The sequence below is a fragment of the Cobetia sp. UIB-001 genome (genome assembly GCF_044789135.1).
Lineage (GTDB): Bacteria > Pseudomonadota > Gammaproteobacteria > Pseudomonadales > Halomonadaceae > Cobetia > Cobetia amphilecti.
In genome coordinates this window covers 1222344-1245014 of record NZ_CP058244.1, presented here as the reverse complement: position 1 = coordinate 1245014, position 22671 = coordinate 1222344, and the positions used below count along the sequence as shown (strand labels likewise).

Annotated in this window: 17 protein-coding genes and 1 tRNA gene; 6 read left to right on the top strand and 12 right to left on the bottom strand. The window is 59.9% G+C overall.

Annotated elements, in window-relative coordinates; all coding sequences use genetic code 11:
* Positions 1-24: 24 nt before the first annotated feature.
* Positions 25-1053, top strand: a complete 1029-nt coding sequence (gene cmoB, locus HA399_RS05265; RefSeq protein WP_404326315.1) for a tRNA 5-methoxyuridine(34)/uridine 5-oxyacetic acid(34) synthase CmoB — start codon at positions 25-27, stop codon at positions 1051-1053.
* Between the two features lie 140 nt (positions 1054-1193).
* Here cmoB and norR read toward each other — a convergent pair whose 3' ends face one another.
* Positions 1194-2975 (bottom strand): nitric oxide reductase transcriptional regulator NorR, encoded by a 1782-nt coding sequence (gene norR, locus HA399_RS05260; protein WP_404326313.1) that lies wholly within the window; start codon positions 2973-2975, stop codon positions 1194-1196.
* A gap of 193 nt (positions 2976-3168) precedes the next feature.
* Here norR and HA399_RS05255 point away from each other — a divergent pair, with 193 nt between their 5' ends.
* On the top strand, positions 3169-4386 hold the full coding sequence (locus tag HA399_RS05255; protein ID WP_404326311.1) for a globin domain-containing protein: 1218 nt from the start codon (positions 3169-3171) through the stop codon (positions 4384-4386).
* Positions 4387-4550: 164 nt separating this feature from the next.
* On the opposite strand, the gene cysN is transcribed toward HA399_RS05255, so the two are convergent.
* The 6 genes from cysN to HA399_RS05225 all read right to left on the bottom strand — a co-directional run bounded on the left by cysN (position 4551) and on the right by HA399_RS05225 (position 10711).
* Positions 4551-6002 carry a sulfate adenylyltransferase subunit CysN gene (cysN, locus tag HA399_RS05250; protein WP_404326310.1) on the bottom strand — a complete coding sequence of 484 codons (1452 nt, stop codon included), beginning with the start codon at positions 6000-6002 and terminating at the stop codon, positions 4551-4553.
* 158 nt (positions 6003-6160) lie between these two features.
* Positions 6161-7072 carry a sulfate adenylyltransferase subunit CysD gene (cysD, locus tag HA399_RS05245; RefSeq protein WP_054557074.1) on the bottom strand — a complete coding sequence of 304 codons (912 nt, stop codon included), beginning with the start codon at positions 7070-7072 and terminating at the stop codon, positions 6161-6163.
* A gap of 316 nt (positions 7073-7388) precedes the next feature.
* Positions 7389-8135, bottom strand: a complete 747-nt coding sequence (locus HA399_RS05240; RefSeq protein WP_404326308.1) for a metallophosphoesterase — start codon at positions 8133-8135, stop codon at positions 7389-7391.
* 120 nt (positions 8136-8255) lie between these two features.
* Complete coding sequence (locus HA399_RS05235; RefSeq protein WP_043337025.1) at positions 8256-8702, bottom strand: DUF1249 domain-containing protein; 447 nt, start codon at positions 8700-8702, stop codon at positions 8256-8258.
* 331 nt (positions 8703-9033) lie between these two features.
* Positions 9034-9672, bottom strand: a complete 639-nt coding sequence (locus tag HA399_RS05230) for an NUDIX domain-containing protein (protein ID WP_404326306.1) — start codon at positions 9670-9672, stop codon at positions 9034-9036.
* Positions 9673-10027: 355 nt separating this feature from the next.
* Positions 10028-10711 carry a tetratricopeptide repeat protein gene (locus HA399_RS05225; RefSeq protein WP_404326304.1) on the bottom strand — a complete coding sequence of 228 codons (684 nt, stop codon included), beginning with the start codon at positions 10709-10711 and terminating at the stop codon, positions 10028-10030.
* A 196-nt stretch (positions 10712-10907) separates the two neighbouring features.
* Here HA399_RS05225 and HA399_RS05220 point away from each other — a divergent pair, with 196 nt between their 5' ends.
* Positions 10908-11447, top strand: a complete 540-nt coding sequence (locus HA399_RS05220) for a GreA/GreB family elongation factor (protein ID WP_175088083.1) — start codon at positions 10908-10910, stop codon at positions 11445-11447.
* A 60-nt stretch (positions 11448-11507) separates the two neighbouring features.
* Here HA399_RS05220 and HA399_RS05215 read toward each other — a convergent pair whose 3' ends face one another.
* Positions 11508-12563 (bottom strand): methyltransferase, encoded by a 1056-nt coding sequence (locus HA399_RS05215; RefSeq protein WP_404326303.1) that lies wholly within the window; start codon positions 12561-12563, stop codon positions 11508-11510.
* Between the two features lie 81 nt (positions 12564-12644).
* The gene (locus HA399_RS05210; protein ID WP_404326302.1) at positions 12645-13586 is read right to left on the bottom strand and encodes a methyltransferase domain-containing protein; all 942 of its coding nucleotides are present in this window, start codon (positions 13584-13586) and stop codon (positions 12645-12647) included.
* Positions 13587-13801: 215 nt separating this feature from the next.
* Here HA399_RS05210 and HA399_RS05205 point away from each other — a divergent pair, with 215 nt between their 5' ends.
* The 3 genes from HA399_RS05205 (at position 13802) to HA399_RS05195 (ending at position 19089) form a co-directional block, all read left to right on the top strand.
* On the top strand, positions 13802-14971 hold the full coding sequence (locus tag HA399_RS05205; protein ID WP_404326301.1) for a glycosyltransferase: 1170 nt from the start codon (positions 13802-13804) through the stop codon (positions 14969-14971).
* A 586-nt stretch (positions 14972-15557) separates the two neighbouring features.
* Positions 15558-16547: an AAA family ATPase gene (locus HA399_RS05200; protein WP_404326300.1), complete on the top strand. Its 990-nt coding sequence runs from the start codon at positions 15558-15560 to the stop codon at positions 16545-16547.
* A gap of 31 nt (positions 16548-16578) precedes the next feature.
* Positions 16579-19089, top strand: coding sequence for a S8 family peptidase (locus tag HA399_RS05195; RefSeq protein WP_404326299.1), 2511 nt, complete (start codon positions 16579-16581; stop codon positions 19087-19089).
* A 62-nt stretch (positions 19090-19151) separates the two neighbouring features.
* Here the strand turns inward: HA399_RS05195 and HA399_RS05190 are convergent, their stop codons facing one another.
* The 3 genes from HA399_RS05190 to HA399_RS05180 all read right to left on the bottom strand — a co-directional run bounded on the left by HA399_RS05190 (position 19152) and on the right by HA399_RS05180 (position 22452).
* On the bottom strand, positions 19152-19373 hold the full coding sequence (locus tag HA399_RS05190) for a hypothetical protein (RefSeq protein WP_404326297.1): 222 nt from the start codon (positions 19371-19373) through the stop codon (positions 19152-19154).
* Between the two features lie 462 nt (positions 19374-19835).
* Positions 19836-19912: transfer RNA gene (locus HA399_RS05185), tRNA-Arg, on the bottom strand.
* A gap of 188 nt (positions 19913-20100) precedes the next feature.
* Positions 20101-22452, bottom strand: coding sequence for an EAL domain-containing protein (locus HA399_RS05180; protein WP_404326295.1), 2352 nt, complete (start codon positions 22450-22452; stop codon positions 20101-20103).
* Between the last annotated feature and the right edge of the window lie 219 nt (positions 22453-22671).

The window sequence follows — 22671 nt, the reverse complement described above, 5'->3', positions numbered from 1 at the left end:
GCCTGCACGGACCCGACCCAGCGCATGAGCATTTCCCCGTATGACCGCGACCTTTACCGCGCCTTCACCGAGCTTGCCTGTGAGCCAGGCGCCGTCGGCGACGGCTTCGCCCGCTGGCTGGGCGCCCTGCCCGAGCAACTGGCCAATGGCCTGGACCGCAAGCGTCACGCCGACCTCAAGGCCTGGCATGGCGCGCTGGAAAAGCTGCCCGCCTTGCCCGACGCGCGCGATGTACAGCTGGATGCCGACCGGGTCGGTGCACGCTTTCCCACTGGCCTGACTAGCGGCCAGCTGCGCCAGAGCGAGAACCTGCTGCGTGCGATGATGCCGTGGCGCAAGGGCCCCTATCAGCTCGACGAGATCCATATCGACACCGAATGGCGCTCCGACTGGAAGTGGCAGCGTCTCGCGCCGCATCTGTCGGACCTCACCCATCGCCGTGTGCTGGATGTCGGCGGCGGCAATGGTTACCACGGCTGGCGCATGGTCGGTGCAGGCGCGGCCTTCACGCTGGTGATCGACCCTTCGCCGCGCTTCTACTGCCAGTTCCATGCCGTGCGCCACTTCATCGGCGCGGCCCACCCCCAGGGCCGCAACCTGCACTTCCTGCCGGTGGGCATCGAGGATGTGCCAGCGAAGATGGGCGCCTTCGATACCGTGTTCTCGATGGGCGTGCTCTATCACCGCCCCTCGCCGATGGACCACCTCTTCCAGCTGCGCGACACCCTGCATCCCGGCGGCGAACTGGTGCTGGAAACCTTGGTGGTGGAAGGTGACGTGACGACGGTGCTGATGCCCGGCGAGCGTTACGCCGCGATGCCCAACGTCTACTTCCTGCCCTCCTCGCAGGCGCTGGCTCACTGGTGCGAGCGCGCCGGCTTCAAGGACGTGCGCATCGTCGATGAAGCCGTGACCACCCTGGACGAGCAGCGTGCCACCGACTGGATGACCTACCACTCGCTGAGCGACTTCCTCGATCCCGATGACCCGAGCCTGACCCGCGAAGGCCACCCGGCGCCGCGGCGTGCGGTGCTGATCGCCACTCGCGCCTGAACGCGCGTTCGAGACATGAACTTCTCGTCGCGCCAGGGCCGGCGGCGGCAGAGATACAACAACGGCGATGCTCCATGAGCATCGCCGTTTTCTTTTCGCATATCAGACACTTCCTCTCGCCCCAGACACTGCCTCGCGCCTCAGACAATTCCCAGACGCTGCGCCTGCCGGTACAGGTTGCCGCGATCGACCTTGAGTCTGCGCGCCGCCTCCGCCCAGTTGCGATCACTCGCCTGCCAGACCCGCGAGATGTGCTCGCGCTGAAATGCCTCGGTGGCATCGCGCAGCCCCAGCGTCTCGTCGCCTCCCTGCCAGGCGGTGCGCTGTGCAGAGCTTGCTCCTCCTGTCTGACTCGCTCCTGCCATCTGACTCGCTCTTCCTGTCTGATCCACCAACCCCACCTGCATGCCCTGAACCTCCTGCGCCACGCTGTTGGCCCGCTCAAGTGGCACCTCGGCGTTGACCTCCAGCCCCAGCAGTTCCGGCGTGATCACCACCAGCTGGCGACCATCGGCGCGCAGGCGAGTCGGGTGAGCACCATGCGCGAGCCGAGCATGCAGGGCGGCGCGGCTCAGGCAGTGCTCCAGCTCACGCACGTTGCCGGGCCAGGGGTAGTCGCACAGCAGGCGCTCCGCCGCCGGCGTCAGGCGCAGATTGCCCAGTCCGAGGCGCGTGCGGTTGTGCTCAAGAAAGGTGCCGGCCAACGCCAGCAGATCTGCACGCCCGCGTTCACGCAGCGGCGGCACCCTGAGCGGATAGACGCTCAGGCGGTGGTAGAGGTCTTCACGGAAATGCCCGGCGGCGACCTCCGCCTCGAGATCGCGATTGGTGGCCGCGATGACGCGCACATCGACTTTGACCACGCGATCGCTGCCCAGCGGCTGCAGCTCGCCCTCCTGCAACACCCGCAGCAGCTTGGGCTGCAGCGCCAGCGGCAGCTCGCCGATCTCATCCAGCAGCAGGGTGCCGCCATCCGCCATCACGAAGTGGCCACGGTGATCATGGGTCGCGCCCGAGAAGGCGCCACGCCGATGACCGAACAGCGCACTCTCGACCAGGTCCGGCGACAAGGCGGCGCAGTTGATGCGCACCAGCGGCCGCGCAGCCCGCCGGGAAGCGTCGTGCAGCCGCTGGACCACGCCCTCCTTGCCCACGCCGGTCTCGCCCTGCACCAGCACCGTCATCTCGGTATCGGCGACCGCCTCCAGCTGCGCCTCGAGCCTGGCCATCGCCGGGCCACGCTGCGGGCAGGCCATGGCGCTCTGTGACGCCATGCCTGTCGGTGAGACCACCATCGGTGCCGAAAGCCCTGACCTGCCGACCGTGGCTCCCGCGGCCCACTCCTGTCGCAGTGACAGCGACAGACAGTGTGCGGGGAGTGACAACCAGGCCTGCACCTCCTGAAGCGGAAGTGCCAGCTCGTCCGTACTCGCAGAGGCGCACAGCGATTCCAGCGGGGCCAAAACCCCCGGCGTCAATGCGTCGAAGGTCATCACTCCCAGCAGGGTGTCGCCCTCGCGCAGCGCGATACCGGCGCAGTCATGCACCAGCAGATCCGGCCCATGCACCTCCCCCAGCAGGCCATCGAAGGGGTCCGGCAGGTCGCTGTCCAACGCGAAACGATGCACTCCCGTGTGCTCGGCTATCGCCTTGAGCCGCGGATGCTCCGCCAGCGCGAAGCGTCGCCCGCGCACCTCGGCAGGCAGGCCGTAGGTGGCCAGTGGCAACAACTCGTCACGCTCGGGCAGGTAGCGCATCAGGGTCGCCGCCTCACCGGGCAGCTGCTGCATGATCGCGGCCAGCAGACGCGTCCATGGCAGCGCGCGCCGCTCGCCGCCCTCCTCGCGGGACAACCAGGCGGCGAGCCAGGCATTCACGGCCGCGACCGGCGTATCGTTCAGGGGCAAGAGGGCATCGGGCATGCGGTCATCCTTGCAGGTATCGGGAGTGAGAAGGCTGAAGATTGATGTCATCATGACACGATTGATGTCATTAAAACACGCCACATGACCATGTCATTTTGACATCATAGACCTACAGAGTGCATGACGACTGGCCTCGAGAGTTGGCACGCCCCTTGCCATAGAGGGAGGGACATCAATCAGAGGTATCGTCATGCTGACCAACGCCCAGGAAGACCTGATCGCCGCCACCGCTCCCGTCGTCGCCGAGCATCTCAATGCCATCACGGCGCGCTTCTATCCGCTGATGTTCGAGCGCTATCCCGAGGTGAAGCCGCTGTTCAACCAGACCCACCAGGCCAGCGGCGGCCAGGCCCGTGCGCTGGCCGGCGCCGTACTCGCCTATGTCGGCGCACGCCACTCGCGTGAGGCGGTGGACCGCCTGCTGGCGCCCGTGGTCAGCAAGCATGTCTCGCTCAATATCCTGCCGGAACACTACCCCATCGTCGGCGAGTGCCTGATGGCCGCCATCGGTGAGGTGCTGGGGGATGCCGTCACACCGGAGATCGCCGATGCCTGGGGCGCCCTCTACGGGGAACTGGCCGCTGCGCTGATCGCCGCCGAGCAGGGCCGCTACGACAGCTTCGCCGCTACCCGCGGCGGCTGGCAGGGGCTGCGCCGCTTCCGCATCGTGCGCACGCAGGACGAGAGCCGCGAGATTCGCTCGCTGTACCTGGCGCCGGTGGAAGGCCCGATGTTCTCCTTCCTGCCGGGCCAGTACATCGGCATGCGCCTGACGACACCGCAGGGCGTGATCCATCGTCATTACAGCCTGTCCCACGCGCCGGACGAGCGCTTCTGCCGCATCTCGGTCAAGCGTGAGGCCCACGGCCAGTCCAGCCAGTACCTGCATGCGCTGAAGGCAGGTGACGAGATCGAACTGCTGCCGCCGGCCGGCGAGCTGACCTTCGAGCATGCTGCCCCGCAGAGCGCCGATGCCCCGGTGCTGTTGCTGTCGGCCGGTGTCGGCCAGACGCCGATGCTGCCGCTGCTGACGGCGGCGCTGGCGGCAGGCCGCCAGGTGATCTACCTGCATGCGGCGCGCAATCCCGAGGTGCATGCCTTCGACGCCACCCTCAAGGCGCTGGTCGCGCAGTATCCAAGGCAGCTGCATTATCAGGTCTGCTACGAACAGGCCGAGACGCTGCCAGCCCATGCGCAATTGGGCATCATCGAGCGCGACTGGCTGGCGCAGCAGATCGCCGCGACCGGTGCCAGCGCCGAGTCACTGCAGGCCTTCGTGATCGGCCCGCATGGCTTCATGCAGAGCATGATCCAGCACCTCAGCCGTATCGGCGTACCGCTCAGCCAGTGTCACCACGAGCATTTCGGCCCCTCTGCCCCACTCGCCATCGACACTGCTGTCGCCTGATGCGCTGATGTAAGCCGCGCCATGCAAAAAGCCCCCATCGCCTTGCGGCCATGGGGGCTTTTGCGTTCTCCGGCTTCATTCCAGCAGGCCGTGTTGTTATTGCGTGTCCAGCGTTGTTGTTGGTATTTCGCTGACTTCCATTCTGCTGTCGCTACAGGACGGAATCAGTTGGTGCGGCCGAGCAGCTCGCGCACGTCGCGGGCTTCCCAGTGCGGGAAGTGCTTGCGCACCAGCGCGTTGAGGTCGGCTTCAAACGCGGCCCAATCGGTCTGCTGGGTGGTGGCCTGGGTGCCGGAGCGACCCACGCCGCGAATCATGCCCGCGCCGACGGTCACGTTGCTCAGACGATCGATGACGATGAAGCTGCCGGTCCCCGGGCTTGAGCGGTAGTCATCCACCGGCACCGCCTGGGTCAACTCGAGCTGGACGCGACCGATGGCGTTCAGCGCCAGACTGTCGCCCGCGTGATGCTCCAGCGTGTTGACGTCGTAGAGGTAGTCGATGGCGCTGACCTGGCCGGTCAGGTCACGGGTCGCCAGCTTGATATCGTACTGGCGTCCCGGCTGCAGCGCCTTCTCGTGCATCCAGACGACATCCGCTTCCAGCGCATTGGAAAGCGGCAGCTCGGCATCCGCCGCCACCAGCCAGTCGCCACGCGAGATGTCGATCTCATCGTCGAGCGTCAGGGTGATGGCCTGCCCCGGGTAGGCGATCTCGAGATCACCATCGAAGGTGACGATGCGCTCGATGGTCGAGGTCTTGCCGGACGGCAGCACCTTGACGCTGTCACCCGGACGCACGACACCGGCCGCCAAAGTGCCGCAGTAACCGCGGAAATCGAGGTTGGGGCGATTGACGTACTGCACCGGGAAGCGCAGATCGCTGAGGTTCTGGTCGTGAGTCAGTTCGACGGTCTCCAGCACCTCCAGCAGTGACGGGCCCGCTTCGCCATCGACGGTGTACCAGTCCAGTGCCGGGCTGCGATTGACGACGTTGTCGCCCTTGAGCGCGGACATCGGCACGAAGCGGATGTCCGGCGCATTCAGCTTGTTGGCGAATTCCTGATACTCGGCGACGATCTCGTTGAAGCGCGTCTCGGAGTAGTCGACCAGGTCCATCTTGTTGACCGCGATCACCAGGTGCTGGATGCCCAGCAAGTCGGCGATGAAGCTGTGACGACGGGTCTGGGTCTGCACGCCGTAGCGCGCGTCGATCAGGATGATCGCCAGGCTCGCGGACGAGGCGCCGGTGGCCATGTTGCGGGTGTACTGCTCGTGCCCCGGCGTGTCGGCGATGATGAACTTGCGCTTGTCGGTCGAGAAGAAGCGATAGGCGACATCGATGGTGATGCCCTGCTCGCGCTCGGACTGCAGGCCATCGACCAACAGGGCCAGATCGACCTCGTCACCGGTGGTGCCGCTGGTCTTGGAGGCCTGGGTAATGGAGGCCAGCTGATCTTCATAGATCAGCTTGGAATCGAACAGCAGACGACCGATCAGGGTCGACTTGCCATCATCGACGCTACCGCAGGTGATGAAGCGCAGCAGGTCCTTGCGCTCGTGTTCTTGCAGGTAGGCTTCGATATCCGCGGAAATCTTGTCTGACGCGTGGGACACACTCTTCTCCTTGCCGCTGTCATGGGCCTGATGAGGTGGCGAGCCAGTGTCGCGAACCAGTGTCTCGTGAGGCTGCGAGCCGACTCATCAGGCGAATTGTTCGTTCAGGCCATCAAGCGCCGCATGGCGGCGCCTGCAGGCAATATGCTGGGGCGACCTTAGAAGTAACCTTCGCGCTTCTTCTTCTCCATCGAGCCTGCCTGGTCGTGATCGATGGCACGACCGGAGCGCTCGCTGGTACGCGTCAGCAGCATTTCCTGGATGATTTCCGGCAGGGTCGCGGCGGTGGATTCCACGGCACCGGTCAGCGGGTAGCAGCCCAGGGTGCGGAAACGCACGGACTTCATCTCCGGCACTTCGCCTTCCTTGAGCGGCAGACGGTCGTCGTCGACCATGATGTCGAGGCCGTCACGCTTCACCACCGGACGCACGGCGGAGTAGTACAGCGGCACGATCTTGATGGATTCGAGATAGATGTACTGCCAGATGTCCAGCTCGGTCCAGTTGGAGAGCGGGAAGACGCGGATGGACTCACCCTTGTTGATCTTGGAGTTGTAGATGTTCCACAGCTCCGGACGCTGGTTCTTGGGGTCCCAGCGGTGGTACTGATCACGGAAGGAGTAGACGCGCTCCTTGGCCCGCGAGGCTTCCTCGTCACGACGTGCGCCACCGAAGGCAGCATCGAAGCCGTGCTTGTCGAGTGCCTGCTTGAGACCAGCGGTCTTCATGATGTCGGTGTACTTGGCACTGCCGTGATCGAACGGGTTGATGCCCGCCTCGACGCCTTCCTGGTTGATGTGCTCGATCAACTCCATGCCGACTTCCGCGGCCATCTCGTCGCGGAACTTGATCATTTCCTGGAATTTCCAGGTGGTGTTGACGTGCATCAGCGGGAACGGCGGGACGCCCGGCGCAAAGGCCTTGCGCGCCAGGTGCAGCATGACGGCGGAATCCTTGCCGATGGAGTACAGCATGACCGGATTGGCAAATTCTGCTGCCACTTCACGGATGATGTGAATGGATTCGGCCTCAAGCTGCTTGAGGTGGGTCTGACGTTCGGGGGTAAGCATCGCGTGCGGCAACCTCGTGAGCGTTGGGACACGCCCCGAGAGGCGGCCCGTGAAGTCAGGGCGCGCTCTGTCAGCGACAGATGGATGCCCCGAGGGAGCACGCCGAATGGTTACACGGTACTCGCCCCGCCTTGATAACGTCAAAGAATCAGAAACTATCTTTTAAGACCAAAAATGCATACCTGTTGCCTGTGGGCCTTGCACCACACTCATCAACACCGAGGGCATTCATGCTGACGCCCAGAATATTCATGATGACGCCGGGAAAGCGCCAGCGCATGGGGACGAGCTTGCCCGCCCTTCCTTGCGAGACTGGCTAGAGCGTGACCCGCTCCACCCAGGTCTCGAGATGCTCACCATCGAGGTCCACCACGCGCAGGCCGGGGCGCGCCGCCTCATCCACGGCGAAATCATGGCTCAGCGGAGCGAACTGATCGGAGGTGGAGGGAACGCCATAGACGGCCACACTGCCCTGCCCACACGGCATGAGTTGCGTGAAGGCCTGATGGATATGCCCGCACAGCACGGCCCGCACCTGCGGGTATGGGCGCAATGCTTCCCACAGCGCATCGCGGTCGGCAAGGCCCAGCGCATCCATCCAGTCCGAGCCGATCGGCAGCGGATGATGATGCATGGCCAGCAGGATCGGACGAGGGTCCAGCTCGACGGACAGCGCCAGTGACTGCGCAAGCTCGCTCAATTGCTCCTCGCCAAGCTCCCCCCCGGCCTGCCCGGTGACGCGCGAATCCAGACACAGCAGTCGCCAGTCGCCCAGATCCAGCTCGTGATGGAAGGGACGCAGCTCCTGCATGAATTCAGGATGATCGTGGTTGCCCGCGAACCAGAACCAGGGGCAGCCAAGGCCATCGAACAGCTCTGCCGCCATGCGATAGGAGGCAGGGCTCTCATCCTGGCTGACATCACCGGTCACCAGCAGGATATCGGGGCGCAGGCGCGAGGCATGCGCCATCACCGCCTCCAGCTGACGCCAGGGGAAGCCCAGCCGTGAACGCGCGTCAGGGTCGGCGCGCAGATGGCAATCACTTATTTGAATCAGTCGCATCGGTCTCTCGAGCAGCAGGGAAATGAACAGAACCGCGACGGCCGGGCCATCGCGGTTCTGTCAATCAAGACGGGAAATCCATCGGGTGTCAGCGCCTGTGCGCCATGCCAGCTTTGAGCGTCACGGCAATTCCGGTACATCCGCCTGCCCGAAGGCGCGGGCATGGGTCAGCCATTCGCCGAGAAAGCGATTGAGCTGAAGCTTTTCGTCCGGCTGGTGCATGCGCGGATTCGGGTAACGATTGCGCCCTGAGAAGTGACGCTGGCGCTGAAAGTCGGTGACCTCCGCCATGCGCACATCGTGGTACAGGTGCACGCTCATGCGCGGCGAATCGATGATGTGGTCCAGCACGCCGGTCTGGGCGACCGTGACCATGGTGGTATAGGGCGCGCATTCGACCACCTCGAGCAGCAGCGTGCCGAAGTGGCCCTGATTGCCCGCCAGCGGGAAGGCGAAGCTGTCACCGGCCTCGGCCTTGCCGAGGATGCGCGTGAGGCGCAGATAATTGGACCCGCACTCGGCATGGAGTGCTTTTAGGTCAGCCACATAGGCTTTCTTGACCTGCATGGGCGATCTCCTTGCGAATCTCAGAACATTGGCATGTTGTCTGTCAAAGCACGCCCGCTATCGTGCGTGGCAAGATGCGGGCAACGGGCGATAAATCAAGCGCTGCGCCAGCGCTCAGGCTGTCGGCGATCAGCTCTCGGCTATCGACTCTCGAGTCCAGCTCTCGAGACTGAAGCTGAGACGAAAACCGAGACTGATACGGACACTGGCGCAGACAGTGATCATTGCTGGCTGCCGGTTTTCAGCAAGCCTCTAGAATAGCAGCTCTGACGCGCAGGTTGAGGAAGCCTGCGTGAGACACGGGGGATTGCCAAGCTTCGCCTTCACTGCCTCAGGCATGCATGACGCGCAACGAGGCACGTTCACGCAGCAGCCATTGCATGGCCATGATGGCCATCGCATTACCCAACCGCCCTTGTTCCAGCAGCGTGAGGGCCGCCTGGAAATCAAGCACATGCACGCGGATGTCTTCATTCTCCTCGGCCAGACCATGCACGCCGCCCAGCCCACTGCTGTCACACAGACCGATGAACAGCGTGGCTTCCTCGGTACAGGCGCCGGGGCTCGGGTAGTAGCGGTAGAGTTCGACCAGGTCGGTCAGCTCACACCCCGCCTCCTCGATCGCCTCACGGCGCGCGACCTCATGGGCCTGCTCGTCCTTGTCCACCAGCCCTGCAATCGGCTCCAGACTCCAGGGCGTGCGTGCATCTTCCAGCATGCCGGCGCGAATCTGCTCGACGAAGACCACGCGGTCGTTGACCGGGTCGTAGGGCAATACGCCTACCGCATCGTGACGGACATGCACCTCGCGATGGATCACATCGCTCCAGCCACCGTTGAAACGCTGGTGGCGGAATTCGCGCTGCTCGAGGCGAAAGAAGCCGTCCTGCAACACCCTGGCTTCGACCAGTTCGACATCATCATGCGCGAAGGCCTGTTGCCCTGCGACGTGCTCTTGTTGCTCGCTCATGCATCCTCCTTGGCTGAGCAGGCATTATCCTGTCCTGCCACGAGACTGGCCAGCCCGTCACCTGCAAACTTGCTCGCCGCGCCGTACTGAGTCAGTCATCAGCGCCATTCAAGGCGCCGCCTGAAGGCACCTGGACGACTTCTCATCCACAGAGCGATAAACGACACGGCCCGAGCGGGATATCCGCTCGGGCCGTGGGGCTAAAGGACTCAGTCATTCAGGGAATCGGGAATTCATTCGGGGTGTTAGAACAGCGTCTGACGCCAGCGCTGCCGTTCACTTGCATGACTCACTGATGTCACTCCAGCCAGTCTCCGCTTCTGGTAGCCATGCAAGCGATACGGGCGGCGGAGACTCACTGCAGGCGCTTGATCAGCGCGGTAATCTCTTTCTGCAATTCCTGATCGGCCAGCTCACGGTTGGGACGCGGCGGCCCGTCCTGGGCGAGACGCGCATGCTTGAGCGCTTCCTCATCACGGCCTTCGGAGGCCAGATAATCGGCGTAATAATAATTGGTATCCATGCCCGTCGGGTTGACCTCAAGCCCCTTGCGCAGCACTTCTCCCGCCTTCTCATCATCCCCGAAGCCCACCGGCCAGCCGGGCGCCTTGTCATAGAGCGCGCCAAGCGTCACATAGGCGGAGGCATTGTCGCCCCTGGGGTCGAGCGAGATCGCCTTCTCGAGCGTGGCCTTGGCTTCCTTGGCCAGATCCAGTGCTCCCAGGCCTCCGCGAGCCTTGGCCCATGAGGCCAGGATGATGCCTTCCCAGGTCAGCACATGGGCATTGTCCGGATACTGATCCGCCAGCGCGCGCACCTCCTTGCCCAGGGCCTCCATGCCCTTTTCCTGAGCATCACCGGAGACCTGATAATTGATCTGCGCCCAGCGCTTGGAGAGCGGGAAGACGTCATCATCGCCCGGGGCAGCATGGACTCCGGTCATGCCGGCCAGCGTGATGCCCAGCGCCATGCCCCCGGAGAGCAATACGCGACAGCAACGGGATATGACACGGCAAGACGGGTGTGAAGATGGCAGCATGGGCATGGACAGCTCCCTGATTTTCGTTATTGTTGGCAGATTCAGCATGGGTGACGCGCAAGTGCTCCGGCGAGCACACACTGACTGTAACGAACGTTTGAATCGGCCGCCAATCACCCTTGGTCGCAGGTCTCAACGCTAGCGAACATCACACACGACGCCTTGAGCCTTACCCACAGAACCAGCGGAGCAGACCATGCAAGGTCGCAACATGACACGCTGGCGCGACCCCAAGACGGACCCGCGCCAGGAAAAGAAGAGCAACGTGATTACCCCGCAGGGCCACGCGAAGATGAAGGGCTTGGCCGACCACCTGAGGCGCGTGAGGCGCCCGGAGCTTTCGCGCAAGACGGGCGAGGCCGCCGCCATGGGGGATCGCAGCGAGAATGCGGATTACACCTACAACAAGAAGGCGCTCAATCAGACCATCGCCAGGATCGCCTATCTGGAGAAACGCCTGGATGAGCTGACGGTGGTCGATCGCCTGCCCGCGGATCTGGAGCGCGTCTATTTCGCGGCCTTCGTGACGCTGGAGGACGAGCAGGGAGAGGAGATGGAGATTCGCATCGTCGGCCCTGACGAGACCGACAATCCGCGCCGCTGGATCAGCGTCGATGCGCCCCTTGCCCAGGCATTGCTGGGCAAGGGGTTGGATGATGAAGTGAGCGTGGCCGCGCCGGGTGGCGAGACGACCTACATCATCACGGCCATCCGCTATCAGTCGCCGGAGGCGTAAGCGGCGAGCTGGGCTTCAGGCCGCGGGGCATCAGGCCGCAGAGGCTCAGGTCGCAGGGAATCAGCGCGCCTTGCGTGCACGATAGACCTTGAACTGGCGCGTTTCCGCGAGCACTTCAAACTCGCCGAAGGCGGCCTGCAGCAGATCGGGATACGGCAGGAAGGCGTTGGCAACCAGCGTCAGGGTGCCGCCGGGCATCAGGTGATCCGGTGCCTGGCTGATCAGGCGCGCCGCCGGTCCGTAATCGATATCGCGCTCATGATGGAACGGCGGATTGGCCACGATGGCCTCGAACCGCTCCCCCTCGAACGCCGCGAACACATCACTCAGGCGTACGTCCGCCTCAAGCCCGTTGAGCGCCAGGCTGCGACGGGTCGCCTCCACCGCGAAGGCACTGACGTCGCCTGCCATCACGCGTGCCCCGTGGCGCGCCAGCCAGCAGCTAATGATGCCGTCACCCGCCCCGATATCCAGCGCGCGTTTGTAGCCACGGGTCGGCAGGTTCTCCAGCAGCAGCGCGGTCCCCGGGTCCAGCTTGGCATTGCCATACAGTCCCGGATGACTGGTCAGACGCATCTCCAGCGCCTCGAATTCGCCCCAGCCTTCTGTCCATTGTCCAGCCACTGCCAGTGGCGATTCACTGCAGGCGGCCTGTTCGGCCGTCAACTCACGCGTGGCGGATGACCATAGCTGGCAACGGCGCGCGGTATCGTCCTTGCGCGCCGTCATCCCCAGCGCCTTGAGGATGCGCTCAGCGCGCTTGATGCCGCCATTGACCTCGCCGACCACCTTGATCGGCGTGCCTGCCGGCAACACCTGGCACAGCGCCACCAGCCACCACTCGCCCAGCGCGTGCGCCTTGGGCCAGAACACGATGGCGCCCGCGGCTTGCGCGATGGTGTCGTCAGCTCGCGCATCGGCGAAGGATACCGCATGACTGACCCGATGCCCGGCTTCCCGCGCGGCATTCACGATGCCTGTGTCATGCCCCCAGACACGCCGCTGACTGTCCGATGACAACCACCAGTCATCACGCGGCGCAGCGACCCACAGCCAATCACGGAAATCACTGTCCTGACGCTCGAGCAGCTGACAGGCGGGGGTTTGAGCAGACATGAAGACTCCAACAGGGTAGGAAGATACGGACAACGGCGAGAGCGCCGGATATCGAAACAATGCGGTTGTGCGGCTGCCGCCTCAGGCCGGGCGCACCAGCTCATAGTGCAGATAGCGGCCCAGATAGACGAAGGGGGGCGTGCGCCAGTGCTGACACTCGAGCGCCAGCAATTTCTGCATGTCAGCCTCGCTCAGCGGGTCGCGTGAGCGCAGATAATCGTGGAAGACGCGCAGCCCGGTCAGCTCACGTACCTCAAGCCCGGCCTCCGCGGCCCACTGGCGTATCTCGCCATCGTGCAGCGGCGAGATGGGCGTCAAGCGCTTGCCGGTACCCCAGCCTGCCAGGCGCCCTTCCAGTACCTTGTCGAAATTGCCCTTGCTGACATTGGAAAACGCCAGCGCATCGCGATTGAAGACACTCAGCGACATGACGCCACCGGGCGCCAGCAACTTCGCGAGCAATGCAAAACCCTCCCGAGGATCGACCAGCCACTCCAGCACGGCGTGGCACACCACCACCGGCCACTGCTGATCAGTCGCGGCGGCGAAGCCCTGCACATCACGCCCCTCCCAGATCAGTCGCCCCGCGTACGGCTCATCATTCGACAGCGCGTCGGTTTGACCAGGCACCTGCGGATCTGACGCCGCCTGAGCCGCCCGGGATTGATCAGCCGTCGTACCAGCGGACAGCCCCTGGCCTTGCGGCGCGGCAGTGCTCAGGAAGCGTTTCGCGCGCTCACGCATCTCGCCAGAGGGTTCGACCAGCGTGAGGTGGTGTCCACGCGTGAGCCACCAGTGGGCTGTCTGCCCGAGCCCCGCACCGATTTCCAATACCGGGGAAGGCGGCAAATGCGAGAAACGCTCATCCATCAGACGCTGGGTCAGCGCAAGACGAACACGTCCGCGCTCCGTGGTGTAGAAACCACGTTCGAACTTGTCGGCCAGACCGTCGAAATGACGATCAGCGGTGGCACGGCGAATGCGGGAAGCGCCAGCGCGGGACGAGGTTTTCGGCTCAGGCATGAAGAATATCTTGGCGAAGGAGAAAGAACTGACGAAGCGATGGTGCAGATAATGCCTCACTCACTCGCCAAAGGCACTTCTCGGTGCGGATGAACTGCGCACAGATGCCGCTCACGGCCCGCCGCCACGCATTTCCTCCGCCAAATGGATCGGCGTAGAGTGAAGCCAGCATCGTGGAGACCAGAGAACGGCATATAGCGAAGGAGGGGGAGGTCATGAGCCAACGCGTCCTGCTGATCGTCCGCAAGCTCAACATCGGCGGTATCCAACGCAATACCGTCAATCTCGCCAATGTCTTGCACCGCGAAGGCCATGAGGTCCATGTACTGGTACTGAAGGGCGAACTGAAACTCGTCCCGGATGCCGGCGTGCACCTTCATCAGGTCGACTTCGACAAGGCATTTCGCAAGACGGGCATCGGCCTGTTCTACGACCTGTTCACCCGCCTGCTGCTGGCCCCGTGGATCAAGGGCTCAGGATACGTCTGGCGAGGCTATTACGGCGGTCACTATCTGCGCCGTTTCGTCGCGCGTCTGGAAAAGGAACACGGCCTGATCGATCGGGTCATCACGCGCGGCCAGGGCGCCTTCGAGACCTTCTGGTCGTGGCGGGACCCACGCATGTGGCAGGTGGCGGTGTCATGGCCCGGCGACCTGAAAGAGGGCTGGCAACAACGCTTCCTGTTGAGCCGCCTGTATAGCGGCAAACAGGTCGTGTGCAACACCGACAATGTGCGCCAGCAACTGGAACACCTGCTGGAAAAGCATCGAATCAAGCCGGCGCGACTCGCGACCATTGGCAATGTCTGTGATCTGGATGCCATCGCCGCCATGGCAGAGGAAGAGGTGGAACTGCCCTCCCGCCCCTACGTGGTGCAGGTGTGTCGCTTCTCGGACGTCAAGCGTCAGGATGTGCTGATCAAGGCATACCTCGCCTCAGGCATCGAGGAAGACCTCGTCATCGTGGGCGATGGCCCCAAGCGGGAAGCCACCGAAGCACTGATCCGCGAGCTGGGCGTCGGCGACAGGGTCCACCTGATCGGTAGCCGCCTGAACCCCTACCCGTGGATGAAGCACGCCCGCCTGTTCGTGCTCAGTTCACGCAGTGAGGCCTTCGGCATCGTGCTGGTGGAGAGCATGTGCTGTGGCACGCCGTGCGTGGCACCGGATGTCCCCGGCGGCATTCGCAATGTCTTGATCCATGATCAAGCGCGCCTGATCTCCGAAGACTCCATCGAGGCGCTGGCAGCCAAGATTCGTGAAGGTCTCGCCAACCCGCCGGCACTCGACTCGGATCCGGAGCTGATCGAACGCTTCCGCGATACCCGCATCATGCAGGAGTTTCTGTCCCTGCCCACTGATGCCGTGACATCAGACTCCCGCTGACACCCAAAGCCCTGCATTTATCGAGAGACTCTCTTGCAGGGCTTGCTCTTGCGCCTTCCTGCGGCGCTGAACTGGCAGGACGATTGGCTGGCAAGACGATTGGCTGACAATACGATTGAGTGAAAAGACAATCGTCAGACACGACGATGCGATGTCCAGACCAAGAGCCAAGACATGGTTGATCGAGTAATCGGATAGGAAGATCAAGTGCGGCAGTTCTTACTCCGGGCCTGAAGCCAGGAGGGGCGCTGCTCACAGCAAGGAGCAAGCCACGCAGGGCACGGTACTGAGAAGTGATAAGGCGATGACGCAGAAGGCAGGACAGACGACGTCGTCCAGAAGGTGGGCTTGCTGGCGCCCCCTGCAGGAGTCGTATAGCCTCGCAGTATAAGGCCTTAGGGGTAGATTTCATGCCCTACCATACACGTCACCATACATAAACAATGGTGCTGACATTGAGAGCTGCAGCACTCCCACTTGACCCGGATACCAAGGGCTTCAAACAAGGTTCAGCCAAATTCTATGAGCAGATGGACGGCCTCAGGTATACTTGAAGCATTTATCGCCTTGTCTGAGGAGGCACAGCATGGCTAGCGCCAACCACATCAAAGCTCTGCTGAAGTCACATTTGGATGGCGACGATAGTCGTTTCTACTCTGTTGCTATGCAGCTAGCAGCCCATGAGGCAAAACTCGGCCACGGCAAGCTTGCCGAGGAGCTTAGAACGCTGGTAGACAAAGCCAAGCATCGTAAAGCACCAAGTCAACCCACCCCTATCGGTCAACCGAGGGGAGAGCTTGCTGAATTACTGAGCTTTTCTTATCCCAAAGCCCATCTTGGGGATATGGTGCTCGAGGAATCTCTTAAACAGCAAATTCAGAGAATTATACGCGAACAGAGGCATGCCGCGCGGCTTCTTGAACACGGCTTGTCACCACGCAGAAAGTTACTGCTCGTGGGGCCCCCTGGAAATGGCAAAACCATGACGGGATCAGTCCTCGCTGGAGAGCTTGGCTTGCCGTTAATACAAGTCCGCCTAGATGGGCTTATTACAAAATTTATGGGTGAAACCTCATCAAAGCTTAGACAAGTCTTTGATACCACTAGCCAGACGCGCGGAATATATTTTTTTGATGAATTCGATGCTATTGGCTCGCAGCGAGGACTCGCTAACGAGGTTGGTGAAACCAGGCGCATTTTGAATAGCTTCTTACAGATGATTGAACAAGATCAATCACATAGTTTAATCGTGGCTGCAACCAATCATCCAGAAATCCTTGATCGAGCCTTGTTCCGTCGTTTTGATGATATATTAATCTATGGTTTACCAGATATTAGTCATGTAGCAGACGTGCTCAAATCAAGACTAAGCTGGATGACTAAAGATGTAATATCATGGGCGCAACTAGCTGAAGCTGCAGATGGTTTAAGTTATGCGGAAATCGTACGCGCGGCTGATGAGACCCTTAAAAACGCTTTAATAGAAGAATCAGACTTTATATCTGAAAATGATATAATTAATATGATAAATGAGCGCCGACAAATGTCTCATCAATTTGCCAGTAGAAAAGTCTAACCAATTAAAAAGCTCTCAGGATTCTTAATATATGTCAGGGAATGACTCTAAAAAACCACACTTCATAATAACCGGAAGTATTACATCAGCTCCATATACTTCTCCAAGAGGAGGTGGAAGATCAGTTGAATTGCCTCTTCGCGATCGTTATAACCATGGCAGGAGGTTACTGCAACAACTGAATAGTCTGAAACCATTTTTCAAAGAAGCGCGCGCTGCACAAAAAATTGCGGGCATGAAGGATGATATTGGCTTTCATGTTGAGTTCGAGAGCTTCCCTAATATAGATTTAGCTTTCAAGTCTCTTGCACGTGAAAACTCAGGAATAGAGCTACTTAATGTTAGGAAAAACCAAGAAAACGACAAGCACTTTGCGACTGTCTTAGTTCCCGACGGAAAATTATATATATTAGAGAATCTTGTTCACGCTTACCTTGATCCTAAAAAGGATAGTAACGAAAAGCCCAAAAACAGTAATCTTCTAAACACTATATCACAAATCCGCAGCGCTACTCTCGAAGCGCTTTGGACCGACAGTATTGAAGAGTTCCCCAAGAATGATGATGAAGAATTTTGGTGGGAAGCATGGCTATCTGTAGATAAAAAGCAACAAGAAAGAACACTAAAATTTAAGAGGCTAGCTGCTGCTCTAGGCTTTGAAATAGCTAATGGTGAAATTCTATTTCCTGAGCGTAGCGTCGTTATGATTTATGGCTCAGCGAAGAAGATGAAGAAATCACTTCAAACACTAAACATGATCGCTGAGCTCCGTAAGGCTAAAGAAACTGCAGAGTTTTTTGATAATTTAGAACCGAGCGAACAACACGGCTGGGTAGATGATTTACTTCACCGAACCAGTTACCCAAAACAATCAAAAAAAGTTCCATACATTTGCTTGCTAGATAGTGGTGTCAATATTGGTCATCCCATCTTGGCCCCAGCTATATCTTCCAAAGATTTACACACAATTGATTCAAGTTTTGGAAGTAACGATCAAATTGGCCACGGCACAGCAATGGCTGGTTTAGCTATTATGGGAGATTGGACGCCATGGCTAGCCTCTCAAAATCAGCTCAAAGTTAACCACCGATTGGAGTCTGTAAAGCTACTATCAAGTGGTGGCGCCAACGGAAGCAGCTCAAAAAATCATGGTTATTTAACCACTGATGCTGTTTCACGTCCAGAAATAACCGCTCCAGAGCGCTCCCGCGTATTCAGCATGACCATCACTACTCGTGACAATAGAGATCGAGGGAGGCCATCTGCTTGGTCGGCTACAATAGATAGATTAGCTATTGATGCAGACAACAACTTCAACAACCCTCGCTTATTTATTCTTTCAGCAGGGAATATTAATGATATGCAAGCTTGGGCTACGTATCCTGACAGTAACTCTACCGATAGCATACATGATCCTGCTCAAGCTTGGAATGCACTTACGGTCGGGGCTTCCACTGAAAAAGATTACATAACAGAAAGCAACACACAACATTATAGCCCTATTGCACCAAAAGGTGGGCTTAGTCCCTTCAGCACAACATCTGTCACATGGCAAACTCACTGGCCATTAAAACCTGATGTAGTATTCGAGGGAGGAAATGCAGCTTCAGATACTTTAGGGGCAACTTGTATGCCCAGCCTTAGCCTTCTTACTGCCAATTTTAAACCACAAGACCGGCTACTCACTACATCTAACGCTACAAGCGCTGCTACAACCCTAGCTTCACACATGGCAGCTCAATTAATGGCTGAATATCCACAATTATGGCCAGAGTCCATACGCGCACTTATAGTTCACTCTGCTGAGTGGACTGCCGCAATGCGTAATACTTTTTTGGCGAAAGGCGTAAAGTCTACAAAATCAGACTATTTGCAGCTTGTACGTCATTGCGGCTTTGGTGTGCCCAGTCTCAATCGCGCCATGTGGAGTTTTAATAACTCTCTGACCTTAATCAGCCAAGAGACTATCAAGCCCTATAAAAAGCAGCCTAGCAAAGATCCAAGTATGAATGAGATGAATATTCATCATCTTCCTTGGCCATTAGAAGAGCTAGAGGCACTTGGTGAAACAGAAGTAGAAATGCGTGTAACGCTCTCCTATTTTATAGAGCCAAGCCCATCTGCTCGAGGAGTAACCTCGCGTTACCGTTACGAATCTCATGGCTTACGCTTCGAAGTAAAACGACCATATGAATCAGAACAAGATTTCCGCAATAGAATTAATGATTATCCAGATGACGACAACAACGATAATAACACTAGCAAAGGAAATGATAACAACTGGACAATAGGTCCAAAAAATAGGCATAGAGGGTCAATTCACTCCGATATTTGGGTGGGTAGTGCTGCTGAGCTGGCTAGTAGAGGAATGGTAGGTATCTGCCCTACGATGGGCTGGTGGCGCACACGGAAGAAATTTGGTCGATATGAGAACGATGTACGTTATACACTAATAGTTTCTATAAAATCTCCAGAAACTAACATTGACCTTTACTCTTTAATAGCTAACAAAATCGCCAATACAACCACTATTACCGTATAAGATAAAGATTTTACTTTTTAAATTAGGGTCATAACGCATAATCTAAGTTATGGCCCTACCTCTCACACCTCGACCACCACCACCGGCAGGCTCGGCGCCACGCCCGTGATCTGATCCCCCACCACGTAGACCATGCCACCCATCTGGGCATCGCCCTGGCAGGTGCGCACCCCACCCCCTACCAGATCCACGCGAACGCGCGAGCCGCTGACGCTGATCACCTCGCCTACCTGGCGCGGCGTGGTCGGCAGCAACGCCAGCAGGCGGCGATATGGATTGGCCATGCTATCCCCCTCCTTTGTTTGAACTGATACCACACGACGCCATCAAAGATGGAATCTCTGCAGCTCGATAGACTGGCGCACGCTCAGGGCACGCCCCTGCAGGCTTGCGCTGACGCTCACACCACGCGAGACACCACGCCAACCATCGCACTCGATCATCATTTCAGGCAGCAGCAGGCCGCCCAGAGAAGCCACTAACGGCGATGCTGTGGCACTTCAGCCTTCTAACGACAATCGACAGACACGACGATGCGATGTCCAGACCAAGAGCCAGGACATTGTTGATCGAGTAATCGGATAGATTAATCAAGTGCGGCAGTTCTTAATCCGAGCCTGAAGCCAGGACGGGCGCTGCTCACAGCAAGGTCCGAGCACGCAACGAACGGTACAGAGAAGACGATAAGGCGATGAGGCGATTACGCAGAAGGCTGGACAGACGACGTCGTCCAGAAGGTGGGATGCTGGCGCCCCCTGCAGGAGTCGAACCTGCGACCTGCCCCTTAGGAGGGGGCCGCTCTATCCAGCTGAGCTAAGGGGGCGTAGCGAGCGGAAGTATAAGCCATTGAAGTGGCGAGATAAACCCGACAATTGCTGCGCCGTCAGCATCACGCTCCTGTAATCAGCCACATGCTGGAGGCGCTGGAGCAATAACCTGAAGGCATGCTCCACGCCTGATTTCGGTGTCATGCCCCAGGCTGGCTGAGACAGCCTCATGAACATGCCTCCCCTATCCTTTCGACAATCGGGCCTCCGCGTCGCCAATCACCTCTGCCATCGGGCGCGGGCGCCCCAGCAGGTAGCCCTGAACTCGCGAGCAACCCATGCGCCGCAAGACTTCGAGTTGCTCCGTCTCTTCCACGCCTTCCGCCACGACATCGAGTGACAGGGCGCTCGCCATCATCAGCATGGCACGCACGATCTCATTGCCCGTGGTATGCGTGTCTGGCGAATCCTCAAGAGACAGGTCATTGATGAAGCTGCGATCTATCTTCAGCTCCTTGAGCGGCATACGACGCAAACGCGACAGATTCGAGTAGCCAATGCCGAAATCATCAATCGAGAAGCTCAGGCCCAAGGCTGCCAGCTGGTCAATCTTCTCGAGCATCGCTGCTTCATCATCCGTCGCCAGGCTCTCGGTGATTTCCATACGCAAGAGCTCAGGCGCGAAGTCATGTCGCGCCAACAGCCTGGTGACCTGCGGCACGAACTCGCTACTACGAAACTGTACCTGACTGACATTGACCGCCATCGGTAGCGCATAGCCTCGGGCGGTCATGGCGGCAAGCTCGCGACAGACCTGTTCCAGCACCCAATGCCCCAGCTCGAGAATCAGTCCGGACTCCTCCGCGATGGGGATGAAGGTCGCTGGCGAGACCATCCCCAGCTGCGGGTCATGCCAACGCAGCAATGCCTCGGCGCCACACAATTGCGGCTCACCACTTTCGGGCAGGGAAAATTGCGGCTGGAGGTGGACACTCAGCTGCTGGCGAGACACGGCCTCACGCAGCGCGTGTTCCATCCGGGCGGCATCGATGATGCGCTGGCGCATCTCGGGCGCGAAGAAGCACAGCCGTGCACGCCCGGCCCCCTTGCTCTCATAGAGCGCGATATCCGCTTGATGCAGGAGGTGACTCCAGGCATCGCCCTCCTCTCTGTCGATCTCGTCATGCCCGGCCTTGCCAGCTGGCAACACTTGCTGAGAGCAGGCGCCATAGCCTTCCTCATGACGCGGATAGAGCGTGATGCCCAACGAGCCGGTCAACTGATGCGTTCGCCCTTCAAGCTCCAGCGGCTCCTGCAGTCGCTCCAGCATCTGCTCCGCTACCTGGCGCGCTCGGCTAGCCGCTTCGCGCGGCCCACCGGCTCTCGGTGCCAGCAGCACGATGAACTCGTCTCCCCCATGGCGCGCGAGGAAGTCCTGCGGGCCCAGCATCTCTGCCAGACGCGAGGCGACCTGCTTGAGCGCCAGGTCACCGGCATCGTGTCCGAGGATATCGTTGAGACGCTTGAAGTGATCGAGATCCAGGAACATCAGCGCGCCCATCTCGCCGGGCTGGGCCTGCTCCGCCAGCTCACAGAGATGACGACGCACGAGACGCCGATTGGGCAAGCCTGTCAACGAGTCGTGCAAGGCCTGATGCGTCAGTTGCTGGTCACGTCGATAGCGTTCGATCGCCAGTCTGGCTACCTTGACCGCCACTTCGAGCAAGCCATGGTGAGTCGCATCGAAGACCTCGCCTGTCTCGGCATAGAAGGCAAAGCTGCCCAGGGGGTTATCCTCGCCATCGAGAATCGGCATCGACAGACAGGCATCCAGCCCCAACGCATGCGGATGCTCACGGAAGCCCTCCCAGGCAGGTTCCAGCGCGATGGAAGGCGTCATGACCGGCTTGCGCCGCCACATCGCCGTCCCACAGGTGCCCACGCCTTCCCCTATCTTCAAGCCACGGGTGAACAGCATGAAGCTTGCCGGCAGGCTGGGCCCCTCGCCTGCCACGATGGTGCGGCCCACATCATCCAGCAGCAGCAACGAGGAGCGCACCTGAACCGCGGCACCTTCGATGGTCAGGCACAGGTCACGCAATGTCTTGTCCAGAGACTGGCCTGCCGCCACGGCTTCCAGCAGTTCAAGCTGGGAGTGGCTCAACATCAAGGCCCGGTGCATCTGGGTAATGTCCGTCTGCAGCCCCAGATACCCTTCCACCCGCCCCCTGGAATCCTTGAGCGGAATGCAACGCAGCCGCAATCGCAGTGGCCGGCCATTGCTGTCGTAATGCACCAGCTCCTCATCGCTGGGTTCGCCGCGGCGGCGCTGTTCACGCAATCGGGTGATGACCAGCAGATCGGATGCCGGCCCCATCAGGAATTCACTGGGTACCTTGCCGATCACCTGCTGCTCTCGATAGCCGAGAAGCTGCTCAAAGGCGGGGTTGACCCAGCGAATGCGCCCTTCGAGGTCGTAGCAACAGACGCCGTTGCTGGTGTGATCCAGCAGCTGATTCAGCAAGCCTTCGGCTTCCTGGCCATTGGCGGGCCGGGAAGTGCTCGGCATGGTGCCAAACGATGTGGTGTCACTCACTGGCGTATCCTCAGCAGACTCCTCTGCGATCCTGGCTGGATGACATGCCGAGCCTTAGGACTCGGCGAATTACCAGCACCAGCGTGCCGGATCCTCGGCACCAGTATGCGGCCTATGTCTCAGTGATATTAACCCACTGCGATGCGTTGAATATGAGTCCAGCGTCATTCGATCGGCACTGGCGTCGATCATCATTCGACTCTCGAGCGCCGCACAGGC